Annotated in this window: 10 protein-coding genes; 1 reads left to right on the top strand and 9 read right to left on the bottom strand. The window is 37.2% G+C overall.

Features of this window, described 5'->3' with window-relative positions:
- Window positions 1–73 precede the first annotated feature (73 nt).
- The 9 genes from PQ459_02020 to rimP form a co-directional block, all read right to left on the bottom strand.
- Window positions 74–2,086 (bottom strand): LysM peptidoglycan-binding domain-containing protein, encoded by a 2,013-nt coding sequence (locus PQ459_02020; protein ID WDF47270.1) that lies wholly within the window; start codon window positions 2,084–2,086, stop codon window positions 74–76.
- A gap of 37 nt (window positions 2,087–2,123) precedes the next feature.
- The gene (gene bshC, locus PQ459_02025; protein WDF47271.1) at window positions 2,124–3,698 is read right to left on the bottom strand and encodes a bacillithiol biosynthesis cysteine-adding enzyme BshC; all 1,575 of its coding nucleotides are present in this window, start codon (window positions 3,696–3,698) and stop codon (window positions 2,124–2,126) included.
- Between the two features lie 162 nt (window positions 3,699–3,860).
- Window positions 3,861–5,783 carry a hypothetical protein gene (locus PQ459_02030; protein ID WDF47272.1) on the bottom strand — a complete coding sequence of 641 codons (1,923 nt, stop codon included), beginning with the start codon at window positions 5,781–5,783 and terminating at the stop codon, window positions 3,861–3,863.
- A gap of 96 nt (window positions 5,784–5,879) precedes the next feature.
- The gene (locus PQ459_02035; protein ID WDF47273.1) at window positions 5,880–7,244 is read right to left on the bottom strand and encodes a T9SS type A sorting domain-containing protein; all 1,365 of its coding nucleotides are present in this window, start codon (window positions 7,242–7,244) and stop codon (window positions 5,880–5,882) included.
- Between the two features lie 165 nt (window positions 7,245–7,409).
- A complete protein-coding gene (locus tag PQ459_02040; GenBank protein ID WDF47274.1) occupies window positions 7,410–8,861 on the bottom strand; it encodes a RagB/SusD family nutrient uptake outer membrane protein in 1,452 nt (483 codons plus the stop codon).
- A 10-nt stretch (window positions 8,862–8,871) separates the two neighbouring features.
- Window positions 8,872–11,745, bottom strand: coding sequence for a SusC/RagA family TonB-linked outer membrane protein (locus PQ459_02045; GenBank protein ID WDF47275.1), 2,874 nt, complete (start codon window positions 11,743–11,745; stop codon window positions 8,872–8,874).
- A gap of 293 nt (window positions 11,746–12,038) precedes the next feature.
- A complete protein-coding gene (gene infB / locus PQ459_02050) occupies window positions 12,039–14,900 on the bottom strand; it encodes a translation initiation factor IF-2 (protein ID WDF47276.1) in 2,862 nt (953 codons plus the stop codon).
- A 108-nt stretch (window positions 14,901–15,008) separates the two neighbouring features.
- Window positions 15,009–16,244 carry a transcription termination factor NusA gene (nusA, locus tag PQ459_02055; GenBank protein WDF47277.1) on the bottom strand — a complete coding sequence of 412 codons (1,236 nt, stop codon included), beginning with the start codon at window positions 16,242–16,244 and terminating at the stop codon, window positions 15,009–15,011.
- Window positions 16,245–16,315: 71 nt separating this feature from the next.
- Window positions 16,316–16,783, bottom strand: a complete 468-nt coding sequence (rimP, locus tag PQ459_02060) for a ribosome assembly cofactor RimP (GenBank protein WDF47278.1) — start codon at window positions 16,781–16,783, stop codon at window positions 16,316–16,318.
- Window positions 16,784–16,960: 177 nt separating this feature from the next.
- Between rimP and PQ459_02065 the strand changes: the two genes are divergently transcribed.
- A complete protein-coding gene (locus PQ459_02065) occupies window positions 16,961–18,127 on the top strand; it encodes a nucleotide sugar dehydrogenase (GenBank protein ID WDF47279.1) in 1,167 nt (388 codons plus the stop codon).
- Window positions 18,128–18,146: the final 19 nt, after the last annotated feature.

Here is an 18,146-nt window from a genome sequence, read left to right on the forward strand (position 1 = left end):
AATTTTATTTTAATATTAATTTTGAGATTACGAATCCTGAATCGTCTATCATTCATCGTTTATCAACTACAATCTACTGCATCAATCTTACGACTCTGTAACCGTTGTTGATGTACGCACCGTTTGGTTTCGCTTTTACAAATTCGAATTTTGTTGCGAGTTGCGTCTGTGATTTATTGATCTGTTTAAAAATTTCTCCTTTTTTGTTTTCTCTTGTCAGCATATCATTCATCACATCAAAACCGATCACGGCATATTTGGATGGTGCTTTGCAATATTTTGATTTGTAGGCGGCAAGAATTTCTTTTTCAAAATCGCCGTCGTAGTTGATTTTTCTGTCCATCAGATAAACCAGACTTGTCTTGGAAAGATCATCTACGTTTTTCTCAAAACTTGGGCTGTAGAACATACTGAAAGTTTTCACACCATCTGTCTGTTTTCCTAGGGCGATAATTTTGGAAGCAAATGCACTTCCTGCAGAATCATCGTCATCTGCCAAAATTGCGATCACAGGTACAGATTGTCCTGTCATCATATTATTTTCTAATTGAATTTCATTGGATGAATTGACGATCACAATATTCGCTTTTGCTAAAGATTTTTCCAAACCAGCTTTAATAGCGTTGGCATTTGCTTTAGAATTATCCGCGACAATGTAAATTTTCTGATCCTGATAAACCTGAGAAACTTCTTTCACAATTCTGTCTGAATACACGGAGTTTTCTGTCTCAACGATAATCAAATTATTATAATCAAAAAGATCCGGAGAATTCGCAAATGGTGCGACTACAGGAATACTTTTTTGTTTTACATAATTAAGGACTTCCAAAATACTTGATTTGAAAAAAGGTCCAACAATCAGATCCGTATTATCTTGGTTGATTTGTGAAAGACTATTTTTAAAAGTCACTTCATTTCCAGCATCAACGACTTTAATATCCAGTTTCTGTCCTGATTTTGCATTTCTTTCTGCCGCTAATTTTGCACCAGTCAGAAAATCCATAGACATTGTTCTGTATTTTGCATCATTCGCATCAAATCCGAAAGGCAACATTAAAACAACGCTCAAAACATCGCCCGCTTTTTTGGAGTACATCGGATCTTGTTTCTTGATCTTTAAAGTCATTCCGGCTTTCAAACCACCAGAAAGACTTGGATTAAGCGTAATCAATTGATCCAAAGTCACATTGAAATGGTTCATAATGCTAAACATTGTGTCACCACTTTGAACCGTGTAAGTCACGTAATCGTCCTCTGAAGTTGAAGTATTTCCAGAAGCGGAAGACGTAGCATTTGGCGCTGAAGTTTGCGTGGTAGTAACCGTTTTCGTCACTGGAGCCGAAGTAGAACTATTTTGAGAATTATCTTCAACATTGATCGCATTGGATTCTGACCCAGAAACTCTAATCGATTCTCCTGGTTTCAGACCTGCAGCTTCCAAGCCGGGATTAAGTGCAAACAATTGCTTTTGCGTCAGGTTGAACTGTCTAGAAATTTTATAATAATTGTCTTTTGTTTGGACAACATACATTCCTTTTGCAGATTCTGAAGCAACAGTTTCTGTTTTCGTAACTGTTTTTACGTCTGGTGTTTTTTCTACTGCAGGCGATGTTTGCGCAACAGCTGACGAAGAAGAATCACCATATTGCTGGATATTATCCAAAGGCAAAGTGATTTTATCACCGATTTTCAGATTTGAATCCAACTGTGGATTTAGTTTTCTGAGGTCAGCTTCTGAGATTTTGTATTGTTTTGTGATGCCGTAAACTGTTTGCTTTGGCTGCAAAGTAATCGTTCCGGTTTTACCAGAAACAGTTCCGGAATTTGCTGGTGCAACTTTAACTGGCGTTGCGGTTGTAGTATAGGTTTTAGTCGAGCTTCCAGTTTTAGCAACTACCAAAACATCCCCGATCTTCAAACCACTATCCTTTTTGGACGGGTTCAGTTTGTACAGTTCATCGATGGACAATCCGTACTGCTTGGAAATCCCGTAAGGTGTTTCCTTTGGAGCAACGGTGTGCGTTTTCTGTGCTGAAAGGCCTAAAAAGGCAGCTACTGCGGATAAAATGAAAATTTTGTTTATCATTCTTTTTTAATAATGATACAAAAATAATGCTTTCAGATTAAATGGGCGAAATTATTAATTCGGATTTTTGAACATTCATTTTTTGGTAGCTTTCGTCGATCCATTCTTTGCCCAGATCGGCGTAGAACACACTGAAATTGAAAACCCGCTCTTGCCAGTTTCCGCCTGGATGAACTTTCAGAAATAAACTTTGCATCTGGTCAAAGCGTTCCGACTGTTTTGTTTTTTCGGCTTTCAGAAGGCGTTTTTGCATTCTTTTGAAAGATTTCAGTTGTCGGGTTTCCTCTGCTTCTACAAGATTCAAGAATGTTTTTTCTGTTTCGGAAGCTTTGTTTTTAAGTTCTGAAAATGAGCTGATCAATTGAAGTTCTTTTTGTGTCAGAAGTAGTTTGATATCGTTGTTCTCCAGAATTTTTTGATTCAATACTTCGGCGAAGTTTTCGAAGAAGTTTTCTATTTCCAACCCTGAGTTTTCAATTTTCTTAAACGTTTTTTCTTCGAGGAAAAGCATTGAGTTTCTCGGAATCAAAATCGGAAAAGGAAGATTGATGGATTCGAAGTGATCTTTCAACTCGATCCAATACATAACTTCTGCATTCCCGCCAACGTAAGCGAGATTGGGCAAAACTGATTCCTGATAAGCCGGACGCAGAACTGCATTGGGGCTGAATCTCTCGGGATGAATTTCCAGTTCATTTAGGATTTCTTCTTGAGTGAATTTCAAATCGGTGTCGAGAATTTGATATTCATCATTGATCTTCTCGATTCGGTTTCTGGTTTCTGAAAGATAGAACAAATTGATCTCTCTTGGATTGACCTGAACTTTGTGATATTCTTTTTCCAGAAATTCTCTCTGCGTTTTTGTGGTTTCGAAAAGTTGATTGGCCAACAATTCCTTCTTGAAAATATCTTTGACCTGAGATTTCAATTCTTTTGAATTCCCGTCAATCGTCAGCAAACCGTAATCTGCAAACAATTGATTCACCAAATATCGAATCGCTTGCGTGTGGGAATTTCCTTTCTTGTACGCATTTTTGACCCAAAGGATCAATTCGGTTCCGTAGAGATGGTCTTTGAATTCTTTTTCGAATTCCTGAATGAAATATTGGTCTTCAATCTTGATATTTCCGACATCGCCACCAGAATTGCCTTTGATCTCGTAATAATGTTCTCGAGTTTTGAAATGGTCGATCTCCTCAAAATCGTGGTCTTCTGTGGCCATCCAAAAAATGGGAACGAAGTTGTGATGCGGGAAATTAGATTTTAGGAACTCTGCGGTTTTGATGGTCTGCAAAATCTTGTAAACAAAGAAAACCGGTCCTGTGAAAAGATTGAGTTGATGTCCTGTTGTGATTGTGAATGTATTGCTTTTCTTCAGAGAGAAAAGATATTCCAATTGTTTGGGTGACAATTGCGATTCTTGATTTTGTGAAAAGATGGTGTTGTAAAGAACTTCCCTTTTCTCATCGGAGAATGAATTTTGTTTTTCAGCAATTTGAATTTTGAAGTTTTCCAGGTCAAAAATTTTTTTCTGAAATCCGTCCAGTTTTTTTCCTAAAAAATCTTTGATGAGTTTTGGAATACTGTTTATATTTTCGAAATCAATCGTCATTTTGGTTGGTGGTTGTTGGTTGATGGTTGATTGTTCTTTCTGATGACAAATCTTCTTTTATACTGAAACTGCAGCCCGACTTGAGTGGAAATCCTTTTTGTTGCTGGAAAAGCAAGGCAAAAAGATTGGGAACGGAAGGCGGAAATAGCTGCCATAATTAAATTAATGGAAAAGATACCAGACAACGCCCAGATTGAGCCTGAAATCGTAGATCGGATAATTGGGTGAGGTGAAAGATTTGTTCTGCATAAAGGTTTGATTGATGTGCTGACCTTCTATATAGAAAAACATCCTTTTGACCCTCATATTGAAATAAACGTCCGCAATAGGCTGTCCACCAATTGCATATGAGTTGGTTCCGGGCAAAATATATTCGTTCAATATTGGAGAATATTCTCTGGAATCGAATTTTGTGAAGTAGTACAACTTGACACCGACTTGCACTTCAGCTGCTTTTTTGAAGGCTGGCGCTTGGTAGAACAGATTGATCCTTCCAATGAAATCCGGCATTGGCAAAAGTGCCTGATTGCTCAAGGCTTTTTGGAAAAGAACTTTTCCGTTCAGGTTGAATTTGCCATATTTCACGGTGCTTTCTCCTCCGATCTGGGAAATATTGAGTGCTGATGAACTCTGCTGCGGTTTTGAAAGGTTATCGAAATAGGTGTAATTATCTATCTTGAAGAAATCTACAAACACCTTCGTATCAAACCATTTTGCCAATCTTACTGTTCCTCCAAGCTGAGTTACAACTTCGTTATTAGGATTTTGAAGATAATAATTGTGTTCAACGTAATGTGACGAGTTCACCAAATAATTGAAGCTTGGATAAGCCGACTGGAAATTGATGCGGCCTTCTACCAAATAATCTTTGATCGGCTCGAAGACCAATTGATTTGTGGTCTTGATGTAGTCGCCAAACTCTGAACCTTTGGAAATTTCCAGGAATGACTTTAGCTGGATCTTGTCTAATAATTTAATTTGCAAATTACCAACTGCACCAATTCTTTGTTCTTTGAAATAGCCTGGTATATTGAGTATTGGATACGCATTTTTATTTCCAAACACCAAATATTGATGGCGGAAACCAGCATCCAATTTAAATTTCTCGTTGTCCCAAAGCAAGCTGAATGTATTGCTCAGATTGTTGGTGAATTTTTTATTATAAAGTGGAAAATTGGTAATGTTTTCGGATTGAAAAAAATCTGTGTCTGCAGCAGTTTCGTTAAAATAATATTTGTTTCCTTGATGAAAAATGGTATGTCTCAGTTTGAAAGGATATTTTGCCGGATCAAAAGGTGAAAACTCCTGGCTGAAGTAATAACGCCTGTAAGAATAACGCGACTCCACGCCTTCGAGATTGGTTTCGATGTTCTGTCTGTTGTTGAATCTGGAATCTCCGCTGAGGAAAACATCCATATCGGCAATCCCGCCATTTTCCTGATTGTTGACATTTTGATGAATGTAATGCGCGTATGCTACATATTTTTCATTTGGTGAGGTGTAGTTCCCACTGAAAATCGTGTTGTTGCTGGACGCCAAACTGTTTCGATAAAGACCTTGCGATCTAAGTCCCATATATTCCAGCGCAAAGTTGAAATTCTTTCCAACATTCTGCGTGTAGGTGGTTTGCAGCTGTCCACCATTTCTCATCGCATTGTTGTAGAAGAAGGTGGTGGTTGGCGTTTTGACATCGTAGTAGTTGATGTCATTTTCGCCTTTGATGTAGAAGGATTTATTTTCTGGCAGCAGCGTCAAGTTCTGCTCAGCATTTTTTTCGTAGACCAAATTCTGAAATCCTGACCCGATATTAGATGCCGGAATTTTCCCAAAATTATCTTTTTTGTTGTACTGCGTCGCAATATAGGACCGCTCGATGGTGAAAGTGGTATCATAGATCTTCTTCTCAGAAAATCTGGTTTTTACCAAATAATCATTGATCGTGGGTTTGTAGATCTCTAAAGAATCTTTCTCTCCAGAATCCACTTTGAGGGTATCAGAAGAAATCGTGTTGGAATCTGTTTTGTTGACCTGTTGCCCGTTTATAAGAACACTAAAAACAAACGACAGTACTAATAAATATTTCATCGAGGAAATTTGAGTACAAAAATACTAATTAAACTTAAATAAAAAATCCCGTCTCATTATAAAACGAGACGGGATCATATTTAAAAATAATGTTGATTATTTTTTGATGAATTTAGTGTTTTCAACAGAACCGTTTTTGTAAGCTGCTTGAACTACATAAGTTCCTTTTGCTAAGTTAGAAACGTTGATTTGAGAAGCACCTTTTTCTCTTTTGATGATTTTTCCTGAAAGATCGATCACTGTAACACCAGTAATTTCTTTATCAGATTTCAAATTTAACACCTCAGATACTGGATTTGGGAAAACAGATAATTTCAGTTTGTTAGCATTAGCTTCAGAAACAGCTAATGAAACACTTCCTGATAGTACACTGAAAGCTGGTACTGCAGCACCACCTACTTGCGCCTGACTAACACCACCTGCAAAACCTACAGTTGGACTAAGGAATTCTAGAGTTCCATAATATTTACCTGGAGTAACAGGATCACTTCCTATTTCAGTCCAGTTTAATCCACCATCTACTGAGAAAGAAGAACCTAAATCACCTCCAGAACTTACATAAGTGTTATCTGTTCCTGGAACATATTCTATATTATTAGAGTAGAATGGACCATTTGGAGTAATTGGATTCCAGCTAGAACCACTGTTTGTAGAAGAATACAATAAAGAAACTCCATCTTCGTCAGAAATTAGCAATCCGTTGGTTGAATCCTTGAATGCAACATCAGCAGTAAATCCGACTGTTGTTACACCACCAAAATCAACAGCTGGAGTTTGGAAAGCTTGCCAAGAAGCACCTCTATTTGGAGAATAAAGTACTCTACCTAAATCTGTTCCGTACCAGATGTTATTACCTTGAACTGTTATTTTCCCAGTGTATCCGAACTCAGCACCATTTAGAGGAGCTGGAGCTGTACCAGTAGGAATATTAGTCCAGTTAGTACCACCATTTGTAGTTGTGTACATTTCGAATCTTAAGTTAGCACCAGTTCCAAAAGGATCTCCTGCGCAGAAACCATTATTCTCATCCCAAAAATATACAACGTTTGCAAAAGATATACCTGTACTAAATGGTGCAGTTGTTTGTTTTGTCCAAGTAGTCCCGGCATTTGTAGTTTTCCAGATACCGTTTTGAGATCCACTTCCAGAACTTACTAACCATGCAGTAGTTGCAGAAACTGGATGCAAATCACCAATCGTTGCACCAGAAGCAGGGCCAGAAATTAATTTATTTGCCCAAGTGTTTCCACCGTCAGTTGATAATCCGATATATCTTCCTGTATCGGGTGGTGGTGAAGTTGTACTGATTGCATCACTGAACCAAATTGTGCTTGCATCAACAGCCTTTAGAGCATTTACAAAGTGTAAACTAGATGCTCCAGTAGTTTTGGTAACCCAAGTTTGAGCTTGCGATACACCTGCCATTGAAACTAATGCTAAAGAAAATAGTATTTTTTTCATAATTAAAAAATTTAAATTTATGTAAATATAGTAAATTATAATATTTTATGGATAGCCTAATCGAATATTTTTATGTTAAAGTTTGCGATAAACCTATTATTTTAAAAGGAATGCCTTTTTATTTCTAAAAAAGCATTCCATATATTGATTAAGAAATAATTGAAACTACCAGCCTGGGTATTGTTTCATGTTCGGATTAATATTCATTTCTCTAAGAGGCATCGGTAAAACAAATAGCTTATCATTTCCTGCCACTTCGCAAATGTTACTGTAACAGTTTGAAGTTTTTGAAAATCCTAAATTATTTCTTTTCAGGTCAAAAAATCTTTGTCCTTCTCCGAAAAATTCTTTTCTTCTTTCTGTTAATACATTTTCTATACTTGCACTTGTGTAAGTACTTCCACCTCTTCTAGTAGCAAAAGCATTCAATTCTGTAAGTGCTGCCGGTAAGTTACCTAACTTATTCAAAGCTTCAATTTTGTTTAGGTAAGCTTCAGACATTCTAAGAATTTTCACATTTTGTGTAAAGTTACCTTCTGATGTAGTTCTGATATACTTCGATGTCCATACTCCTGTTGGGTTGTCCTGCGTAGGAATTGTACCTCCAGTCGCTACAAATAATTTTCTTCTCTCATCAGCTGTTGGGAAAGTATTATAAAAACTTCTTTGGAACAAAAATCTTTTCTTAGTTCCGTTGCTAGCATAGAAAGATGACAAGGAGTTATTAACGCCTGTATTTTCTGAAGGTGTAGATGTCATATTAATTTCCCAAACAGTTTCCGGCTGGTTCTCGCTCACAGTAATGTCTGATGAATTGAAATAATTGAAATAACCTGCCTTAGAAACAAAATCAAATGTATTGCTACCTGCAGAATTGATGACAAGATTCGCATAATCTAAAGCCTTCTGATAGTCACCAGCAGCACCTCTTGTAAGATAGACTCTTGATAACAATAATCTTGCTGCAGTAGGACTAAGGTGTCCCTTATCAGATGGAGCTTCATTTGTCATGATGCTTAAAGCTGTTGTAAGATCAGAAATAATAACATCATAAACTTCAGCAACACTAGCTCTCGGTAATCTAAGATCTGGGTTATAGATACCAAGATTTAATGGCACTCCATATTCTTGATTAACTCCAGAAGTTGGATTTGGAGAATAAAAACCAACAGCATAGTAGTACCCTAAAGCTCTTGCAATTCTTGCTTCACCTTTATAGTTTAGAACTGTAGGTGTTTCTGGCAAGGATTTATCATTGATAACAGCGTTCGCTAAAACTATTCCGTCATATAACTCGTCCAACATTCCAAAATCAGAAATATCTGAAGACCAGTTTAAAAATCCAGTTGTTCTGTATGCTACATCGGTATTTTGAGCGGTAATAAATACGTTATCAGAAATCAAATCACCAAAAACCGTAATATCTGTTCCGAAACCCGCTGCTGTAGAATATTGATCGTATACTCCATTCAGTAGATACAACATATCTGACTCAGCTGTAAGTGAGCCTTCTAGTGGAAATTGATCTACAGGGCTCTCATTCAATCTATTCTCACTACATGACGAAAGTGACAACATCCCAATTAATATACTAATAAATATTTTTTCTAATTTCATAATAATAATTTTAAAAATCTAAAGAAACTCCAAAAGAAACACTTCTCATGATTGGAGATGTATAATCATATAATCCCTTGCCCTGCCAAGAAGCTCCTGCAGCATTAGAGTTTGCTTCCGGATCAAAAGTAAGGCTCTTGTCGAAGGTATATAACCATAGATTAAATCCTCTTAAGTAGACTGTCAAGTTATCTATTCCTGCATCTTTTAACACTGATCCAAAGCTGTAAGATACTTTAACCTCTTTTAATCTGATGTGGTCACCATCTCTCATCCATCTTGTTGATGGTCCCGCTGCATTCAGAGGGTTACTTGCTCCCGGTAACTGAATTGGATTAGAAGCTGTGGTGTTTGTTGGCGTCCAGCTATCATACAATGCATCGGTGATTTGGTTATTATTCGCAGATCCATCACCTAGGATATAGTTTTGCCATCTGTTATGTACAGAATATTCGAACTGACCTGTAAAGAATAAACTTAGAGCTACATTTTTATATCTGAATTCACTTTTGAATCCTGCAGTATACTTAGGGAATGGAGATTTTCCTTGCCATACTCTCTTTGCTAAAGCTCTGTTATTCGTTTTTTCTGTGTGTGAACCATCTACCCAAAATAGACCATCACCATTGGTAGGATCTACCCCGGCCCAATCATAAGTATAATATTCACCTAACAAATGTCCTTCTGCTGTAGCTCTCATACTATTTGCAGTACCAGAAAGTGTAATTTCCGTAGGGTCAGAAAGACTTTCAATAGTATTTTTGTTGTAGGCAAAATTTCCGTCTAATAACCATTTGAAATCTCCCTTATTGAAAGGTCTCGCATTCAAGGTTACCTCGACACCTTTGTTCAGTACAGTTCCAACATTTGCAAAATAAGAATCTAACGATCCAGTAGTATTTGCAGTTTGTTTCTGCCAGATAGCATCAACTGTTTTTCTATTATAAACATCTACTGTTGCACCAAGATTACCATTTAAGATAGCAACATCTAAACCTATGTTAGCTTGCTTAGAAACTTCCCATACTAGATTTTTGTTACCTGCTTGAGTAATATTTGTTGCAGTATCTGCTCCATATAAAAATGCTGGGCTAATTAATGCCAACGAGTTGTATGATGCACCCCACTGATCAGCATAAGGAATATTTCCTATCTGTCCGTAATTACCTCTAATGGACAATTGTTCAAAAAAATCTGGCGCAAAACTTTCATTCTTAATATTCCAAGATCCTGCTACAGACCAGAAATTTCCAAATTTAGAGTCTCCAAGTGTTGAATTTCCATCTCTTCTGATCTGTCCAGAGAAAGAGTATTTTGAATCAAATGTATAGTTCAATCTTGAGAAGTAAGAAATCTGAGTCCATTTTTCTCTTGTGAAAAATGAAGGTAGAAAATCTGGTGTTCCGAATGAAATGTATGGAAGTGGACTAGATAGTTTATCTGCCTGAGCACCTAGAACATAATATTTATGCTCTTGATATTCCATACCTACGTAAGCTTGGATATCATGTTTCTCTGCTAAAATTCTTCTATAGCTAACAGAGTTATTCCAGTTCCAATCGAAAGCACTTGTTCTACTTTCCAATACATAACCACCGTAGTTCAATCCATCTCCAATTGTTGGATGCCAAAATTGTTTCTCATCCAACGATTGATGCTGTACACCGAAAAGTGAGTTAGCATAGAATCCTTTTGCAAACTGCCACTCTCCACTAACTGATGATACAAAGGTCTTAATAGATCCTGTCATCATATCCATATTTTGGATTGCAACTGGGTTAAAATCCTCATTCCCGTTACCCAAGTTTGTTTGGTTATATGTCCCATCCGTATTATAAACCGGATAGATTGGCGCAATATACCAGTTAGTTAGCCACGGATTTCTATAAGCACCACCATCATCATAAGTTCTTCTTTCAACATTGGTGAAGTTTGCATTAAATGCTAAATTAAATTTATCTGATATTTTGTGATCAATCGCAGTATTTAAACTTAATCTGTTGAATTTACTATTAAGAACCAATGGCTCATTCTCGTAATAAGATCCTCCTAATCTGAAAGAGGTATTTTCACCACCTCCAGTAGCAGAGAAATTGTATGTATTAACAGTTGAGGTTTTTCTTTGAACCGCATCTTGCCAACTTTCGTCTGTAACGCCATCATAATTATTGTCAGCAGCAAATTGATTGATTGCAGTCTGCATATCTAAAGTCTGTCCTGCTCTGAAATCTCTGTTGACATAGGTTAAGCCACCCCAACGCAAGTATTCACTAGCATTCATATACTTTTGCTTATCAAATGCAATATCCTGCACAGACATATCAGATGACAAATTAAATCTAGTTTTTTGATTGTACTTACCTCTTTTTGTCGTAACTACAATTACACCATTAGCTCCTCTAGCCCCATACAAAGCAGTAGCAGAAGCATCCTTCAATACAGCAACCTTTTCAATTGAGTTAGGATCTATACTTGCCAAAGGATTCCAAGATTCCATAACCTGAGAGTTATCAGATCCTTTACCAACAACTACTCCATCAATAACGTATAATGGATTTGGCGTTCCAATTAAAGAGCCGACACCTCTAATAGTAATTAAGTTTGTAGAACCCGGATCTCCACCATTAGTAGAAAAAACCAAACCTGCAACTCTACCATTCAAAACCTCATCAATTGATGCAACAGGAGTAGATTCAAAATTTTGTTTAGACACCACGGTATAAGAACCCAATTTAACAGCTGGATCCAATTTGATTCCGCCAACCAAAACTACTTCCTGAATATTTTTCACTTCAGCAGTATCTGTCTTTGTTTTTTGTGCCGTTAATGCTTGTCCCGTAAAGAACAATACGCCAACGGATAACAATCGTAATTTTACATTCATATTAACACTATTTAATTATAATCTGCAAATATGTTAAAAAATATTAACACAGCAAAGAAATTGGCTGAGTATTAATTATGAAATTGATTATGTTTTTTAAAATTTAATTTAAATAAAGCAATATTTTTTAAACTTATTTGAATTTTCACTTAAATAATAGCAATACTTTAATCACTTGACCGCCAGGCTAGATGAAAATAATTAATATAAAATAAATTATTTAGAATCATTATAAATAATATTCAAGCACCAAAAAAAACCGCCATATAGACGGTTTTAATTATTTAATAAACTTATTTAAGTTTCTTTTTAACAGCAACTTCTTCATAAACCTCAAGAATATCTCCGATTTCAATATCGTTGTACCCTTTGATATTCAATCCACATTCGTAACCCTTAGTTACTTCCTTCACATCATCTTTGAAACGTTTCAAACTTTCCAGCACACCATCGAATTTCACGATGCCATCTCTAAGAAGTCTAATGCTGGAGTTTCTTGTTACTTTTCCAGTAAGAACCATACATCCTGCGATAGATCCAACTTTAGAAATTCTGAATACCTCACGGATCTCCACGTTACCAATTACTTGTTCCTGGATCTCTGGAGAAAGCATTCCTTCCATCGCCTCTTTCACTTCGTCAATTGCTCGATAGATGATAGAGTAGGTTCTGATCTCCACTTCTTCTTTATCAGCAATATCTTTTGCATTCACACTTGCTCTTACGTTGAAGCCGATCATAATGGCATCAGACGCCGCTGCTAGCAATACATCAGATTCTGTGATCTGGCCTACACCTTTGTGAAGAATGTTAACCTGGATCTCTTCAGTCGATAATCTTTGTAATTGATCTGACAATGCTTCAACCGATCCATCCACGTCACCTTTCAAGATGATATTCAATTCTTTGAAGTCACCTAGAGCGATACGACGACCGATCTCATCCAGCGTCAAATGTTTCTTGGTTCTGATAGACTGCTCTCTTTGAAGCTGTTCTCTCTTATTTGCAATGGTTTTCGCCTCTTTCTCATCAGCAAAAACTCTGAATTTATCTCCTGCTGTCGGTGCGCCGTCCAAACCTAGAATCGTTACTGGGATCGATGGTCCTGCACTTTCCATAGCTTTTCCACGTTCGTCAAGCATTGCTTTCACTTTACCGTGGTTTTTACCTGCAAGCACGTAATCTCCCACTTTCAAAGTTCCGTTTTGAACCAACATTGTGGCTACATATCCACGACCTTTGTCCAAGGCTGCTTCTATCACAACTCCGCTTGCCTGCTTGTTTGGATTTGATTTCAACTCCAACATTTCTGCCTGAAGCAAAACTTTTTCCAATAACAGATCTACGTTGTTACCAAACTTAGCAGAGATCTCTTGCGCTTGTACATTTCCACCCCATTCTTCAACCAAGACATTCATTGCCGATAGTTGCTCTCTGATCTTATCTGGATTTGCACCTGCCTTATCTACCTTATTGATTGCGATGATCATTGGAACGCCAGCTGCTTGTGCGTGCGCTATTGCTTCTTTTGTTTGTGGCATTACGTCATCATCCGCTGCAACAACGATGATTGCGATATCAGTGATCTGAGCACCTCTAGCTCTCATCGCGGTAAAGGCCTCGTGACCTGGTGTATCCAAGAATGTAATTCTCTGTCCACTTTCCAATTTCACGTTATATGCACCAATGTGCTGTGTAATACCTCCGGACTCACCGGCAATTACATTTGTTTTTCTAATATAATCCAGCAAAGATGTTTTACCGTGATCCACGTGTCCCATTACGGTAACAACGGCTGCTCTTGGTAATAGATCTTCTGCCAAATCTTCAACATCGTCTGCTGCTGCCTCTTCAACATCAGCATCGGAGAATTCGATCTTGAAACCAAACTCGTCAGCTACCAACATCAATGTGTCAGCTTCCAAACGCTGGTTCATTGTCACCATTACTCCTAGAGAGAAACAAGCAGAGATTACCTCTGTCGCACTTACATTCATCAAACTAGCCAAATCGCTAACGGTGATGAACTCAGTTACTTTCAGAGTTCTGTCTGCAGCATCGATTTCCTGTTGGATCTCATCCTGCTCTCTTCTCCAAGATCTTTTGTCTTTTCTATGTTTAGAACCTTTAGATTTACCACCTTTATTAGTTAGTTTCTCTAAAGTTTCTTTGATTTGATTTTTAACTTGCTCATCTGTCAGTTCCACTGGCATTGTACGAGCTTGTCCTTGGCCACCTCTGTTGTTTCCACCTGGACGGTTGTTTCCACCCGGACGATTGTTGTTTCCTCCCGGACGGTTTCCACCTTGTCCTGGCGGACGATTACCTTGGTTACCTTGTCCTGCAGGTCTGTTAGCACCACCCTGGGTATTTCCACCTTGGTTGGTATTGGTTTGTCCCGGAACATCTTTGGTAATACGTTTTCTCTTTTTCTTAGCGGCGCTAGAATTAGAAGATGGTTTTTTATTGAACTGTGTAAGGTCAATTTTTTCACCAACGATCTTTGGACCATCTAATTTCTGGTAAACCGTTTCGATTTTTTGAGACTCTTCAGAATCAGGACCTTGAACCATTTCAACTGGTTTTGTCGGCTGTTCTTCAACTTTAGGTTCTGGTTTTGGCTCTTCTTTGATGACAGGTTTTGGTTCCTCTGCAGGCTTCTCAGTCACTTTTGGTTTCTCAGAAGGCTTTGGTCTTCCTGTATCAATTGTAGAAAGGTCGATCTTATCTAGAACTTTGAACTCTTGTTTTTCTTCTTTTTTCACAACCTCGGGTTGCACTTCTTTTTTCTCTTCTACTGCCGGTTCTGGTGTAGGAGCAACTTCTTCCGCAGGCTTAGCCGTAGGATTTAAGTCGATTTTTCCCAAGATCCTGGTTTCAGGTCTTGCGTTTGATTTGGCTCTTATAACCTCAGGTGCTTTTTCTTCGATCGCTAATTTTTCGTCAGGAACTTTAGAAATAACCACCTCATGAGAAGCTTTTCTCTGTTCTCCATCTTTTCGGAACTCAGCTTCCAATGCAGAAAATGCCTGTTCTTCCAATAGAGCGTTAGGATTACTGTCCACGTCGATCCCTTTTCCCTGCAGATATTCCACAGCTCTTGGGATAGAAATGTTAAGTTCTTTAACGGCTTTATTTAATCTTATTTTTGGCATAAATATAAATTTGCTTTTGGCTTTAGCGTTTTAAGCTTTTGCTTTATTTTTTTCTTTTTATTAAATTTTCAGTTGATCAAAATTAATTAAAAAACTGTATTTCATTTATTATCCTTCTAATTCTTCTCTTAGAATATTCTTCACATCATCAATCGTCTCTTCTTCAAGATCTACGATTTTCAACAATGCGTCGGTATCTTTGTCCAAGACGCTTCTTGCAGTTGTCAATCCAACTTTTTTGAACTCATCGATGATCCAAGCTTCTATCTCGTCGGAGAATTCTCTCAACTCAACATCGTCGTCATCAGAAGTTTCTCTGTAAACATCAATTTCATATCCTGTCAACCATGATGCCAACTTGATATTTTGTCCTTGTTTACCAATCACTTTGGAGATCTCTTCTACTGGCGTGTAAACCAAAGCGTAGTTAGACTCCTCGTTTATTTCAATTTTATTGATGATGATATTTCCTAAAGCTCTCTTCACAAAGATCTCTGGATTTTTTGACCATTGGATCACATCAATATTTTCATTTTTAAGTTCTCTCACCACACCGTGGATCCTAGAACCTTTCACACCAACGCAAGCGCCGACAGGATCAATTCTGTCATCGTAGGCATCAACGGCGATCTTCGCTTTCTCACCAGGAATTCTCACTACTTTTTTAAGAATGATCGTTCCGTCTTGGATCTCAGGGATCTCAAGCTCCAACAATTCTTCCAAGAATTTAGGTGCTGTTCTGGAAACGATGATCTGTGGTTTTGAACCTCGGAAGTCAACGCTTTCTACAATTCCTTTCACCGTTTCTCCTTTTTTGAAGAAATCAGAAGGGATTTGATTTTCCTTAGGCAAGATGAATTCGTTATCTTCATCATCCAAAAGGATCACGTGTTTGTGACGAATATGGTGTACTTCACCAATGATAATTTCTCCGATTCTATCTTTGAACTGCTCATATAAAGAAGCATTGAAATGCTCCTGAATTTTCGTAGCCAAAATTTGCTTCAAAGTTAAGATACTTCTTCTCCCAAGATTTGCAACTTCGATCTCCTGCGTATATTCCTCACCAACTTCGAAAGTTGAATCGATCTTTCTAACTTCAGAGATCTCGATTTCCAAATCGTCATCTTCAGACATCTCATCCTCAACAATGGTTTTGTTCAAGAAAATCTGAAAATCCCCTTTGTCAGGATTTACGATCACATCAAAATGGTCATCAGAGTCATATCTTTTTCTAAGAAGAGTCTTAAGAGAATCTTCGATAATAGCCATTAAGTCTATTTTGCTGATATTCTTTATTTCTTTAAAATCACCAAAGGCTTCTATTAAAGCTAAATTATCCATATCCTATATATAATTGATAAATGATGGTTGATAATTGATCTTTGTTGAATCAACATCAAATCATCTAATTGTTAAAATTTAATTACTACTAATGCTTTTTTGATATCGGTGTAAGGAATCTCTCTTTCTTCTACCACATCTTCTTTTCCTTTTCCCACTAATTTTGGTCTTCTGTATTCCAATCTCAAAACGATCTTCTCGTCATCGACTGATAAAAGTTCGCCTTCAACTTCGGAAGAATCATTCAACATCACTTCGATCTCTCTTCCAATATTCTTTTTAAATTGTCTCGGATATTCAAGTGGTTCACTCAATCCGGAAGACATCACCTGCAGACTGAAATCGTGAATCTCGCGATCCATATTGAACTCAATTGCTCTACTTGCATCCAGACAATCCTGAAGTGTCACCCCATTGTCACCGTCCAAAATCACTGTGACATCGGATGTTGCAGAGATTTTCAGATCCACTAAAAAAAGATCCGGTCTAGTTTCTAGAAACTCATTAAGTAATCGACTTAATTCTGTTTTAAATTCCATAATATTACCTCCTAATTACATCTACGAAAAAAGGCATTCTTGCGAAAGCCTTCCCATTTTCCCGTAAATCTTTGGCAAAGATAATCAAATTTATTAAAACAAACAAAAAGCTAAAATTTCATTTACATACACTTCAAGTAAATTTTCTTATTTTTGCCGAAATTAAAACTTATTCTCTTGAATATTACAATTGTCGGAACAGGATATGTTGGTCTTTCCAACGCTGTTTTACTAGCGCAACACCACGATGTAATTGCGTTGGACATTATCCCGGAAAAGGTAGAGATGATCAATAACAGACAATCTCCTATCGATGATCACGAAATTACAGAATTTCTGAAAACGAAGAACCTTAGCCTAAAAGCAAGCCTTGACAAAGAAGAGGCATATAAAAATGCTGATTTTATTATAGTAGCTACACCGACTGATTATGACCCAGCTACAAACTATTTTAACACCCGCAGTGTTGAAAATGTTATAGAAGAAGTGAAGCACTACAATCCTAAAGCAGTAGTGATTGTAAAATCCACAGTTCCTGTAGGTTTTACAGAAAACTTAAAAAAAGAATTAAATTTCGAAAATATCATATTTTCACCAGAGTTTTTGAGAGAAGGAAAGGCACTTTATGACAATCTCTATCCATCGAGAATTATTATTGGTGAGCAAAGTGAACGCGCAACGGTTTTTGCAAATCTTTTGAAAGAAGGCGCCATAAAAAAAGACATCCCAATTCTTTTTACCAACGGAACCGAAGCAGAAGCTATAAAATTATTCTCAAATACCTATTTGGCAATGCGTGTAGCCTATTTCAATGAATTGGATAGTTATTCTCAAATTCATGGATTAGACAGCCGTCAAATTATAGAAGGCGTAGGATTGGATCCGAGAATTGGTTCTCATTATAACAATCCTTCTTTCGGATATGGAGGATATTGTCTTCCGAAAGATACCAAGCAATTGCTGGCAAATTATGATTCGGTTCCTAATAACCTCATCCAAGCTATTGTAGATGCCAATCGTACAAGAAAAGATTTTATTGCAGATTCTATTTTGGCAAAACAACCTAAGAAAGTTGGGGTTTACAGGCTAATAATGAAATCGGGGTCAGACAATTTTCGGGCTTCTGCGATTCAAGGCATCATGAAAAGAATCAAGGCAAAAGGAGTAGAAGTCATTGTTTACGAACCCGTTATGAAAGAAGATTCTTTTTTCGGTTCAAAAGTTTACACAGATCTGGATGCTTTTAAAAAGGAATGTGACGTCATTATATCAAACAGAAAAACACCGGATCTGGATGATGTGAAAGAAAAAGTTTATACCCGGGATTTATTTGGGAACGATTAAAATAAAAAACTAAAAACAA

Origin of the sequence: Chryseobacterium sp. KACC 21268 (assembly GCA_028736075.1) — a bacterium.
GTDB lineage: Bacteria > Bacteroidota > Bacteroidia > Flavobacteriales > Weeksellaceae > Epilithonimonas.

Coding starts and splice junctions, on each gene's coding strand:
- nusA (WDF47277.1), bottom strand. CDS start 16,244: ATGGATAATTTAGCTTTAATAGAAGCCTTTGGTGATTTTAAAGAAATA.
- infB (WDF47276.1), bottom strand. CDS start 14,900: ATGCCAAAAATAAGATTAAATAAAGCCGTTAAAGAACTTAACATTTCT.
- PQ459_02045 (WDF47275.1), bottom strand. CDS start 11,745: ATGAATGTAAAATTACGATTGTTATCCGTTGGCGTATTGTTCTTTACG.
- bshC (WDF47271.1), bottom strand. CDS start 3,698: ATGACGATTGATTTCGAAAATATAAACAGTATTCCAAAACTCATCAAA.
- PQ459_02040 (WDF47274.1), bottom strand. CDS start 8,861: ATGAAATTAGAAAAAATATTTATTAGTATATTAATTGGGATGTTGTCA.
- rimP (WDF47278.1), bottom strand. CDS start 16,783: ATGGAATTTAAAACAGAATTAAGTCGATTACTTAATGAGTTTCTAGAA.
- PQ459_02020 (WDF47270.1), bottom strand. CDS start 2,086: ATGATAAACAAAATTTTCATTTTATCCGCAGTAGCTGCCTTTTTAGGC.
- PQ459_02035 (WDF47273.1), bottom strand. CDS start 7,244: ATGAAAAAAATACTATTTTCTTTAGCATTAGTTTCAATGGCAGGTGTA.
- PQ459_02030 (WDF47272.1), bottom strand. CDS start 5,783: ATGAAATATTTATTAGTACTGTCGTTTGTTTTTAGTGTTCTTATAAAC.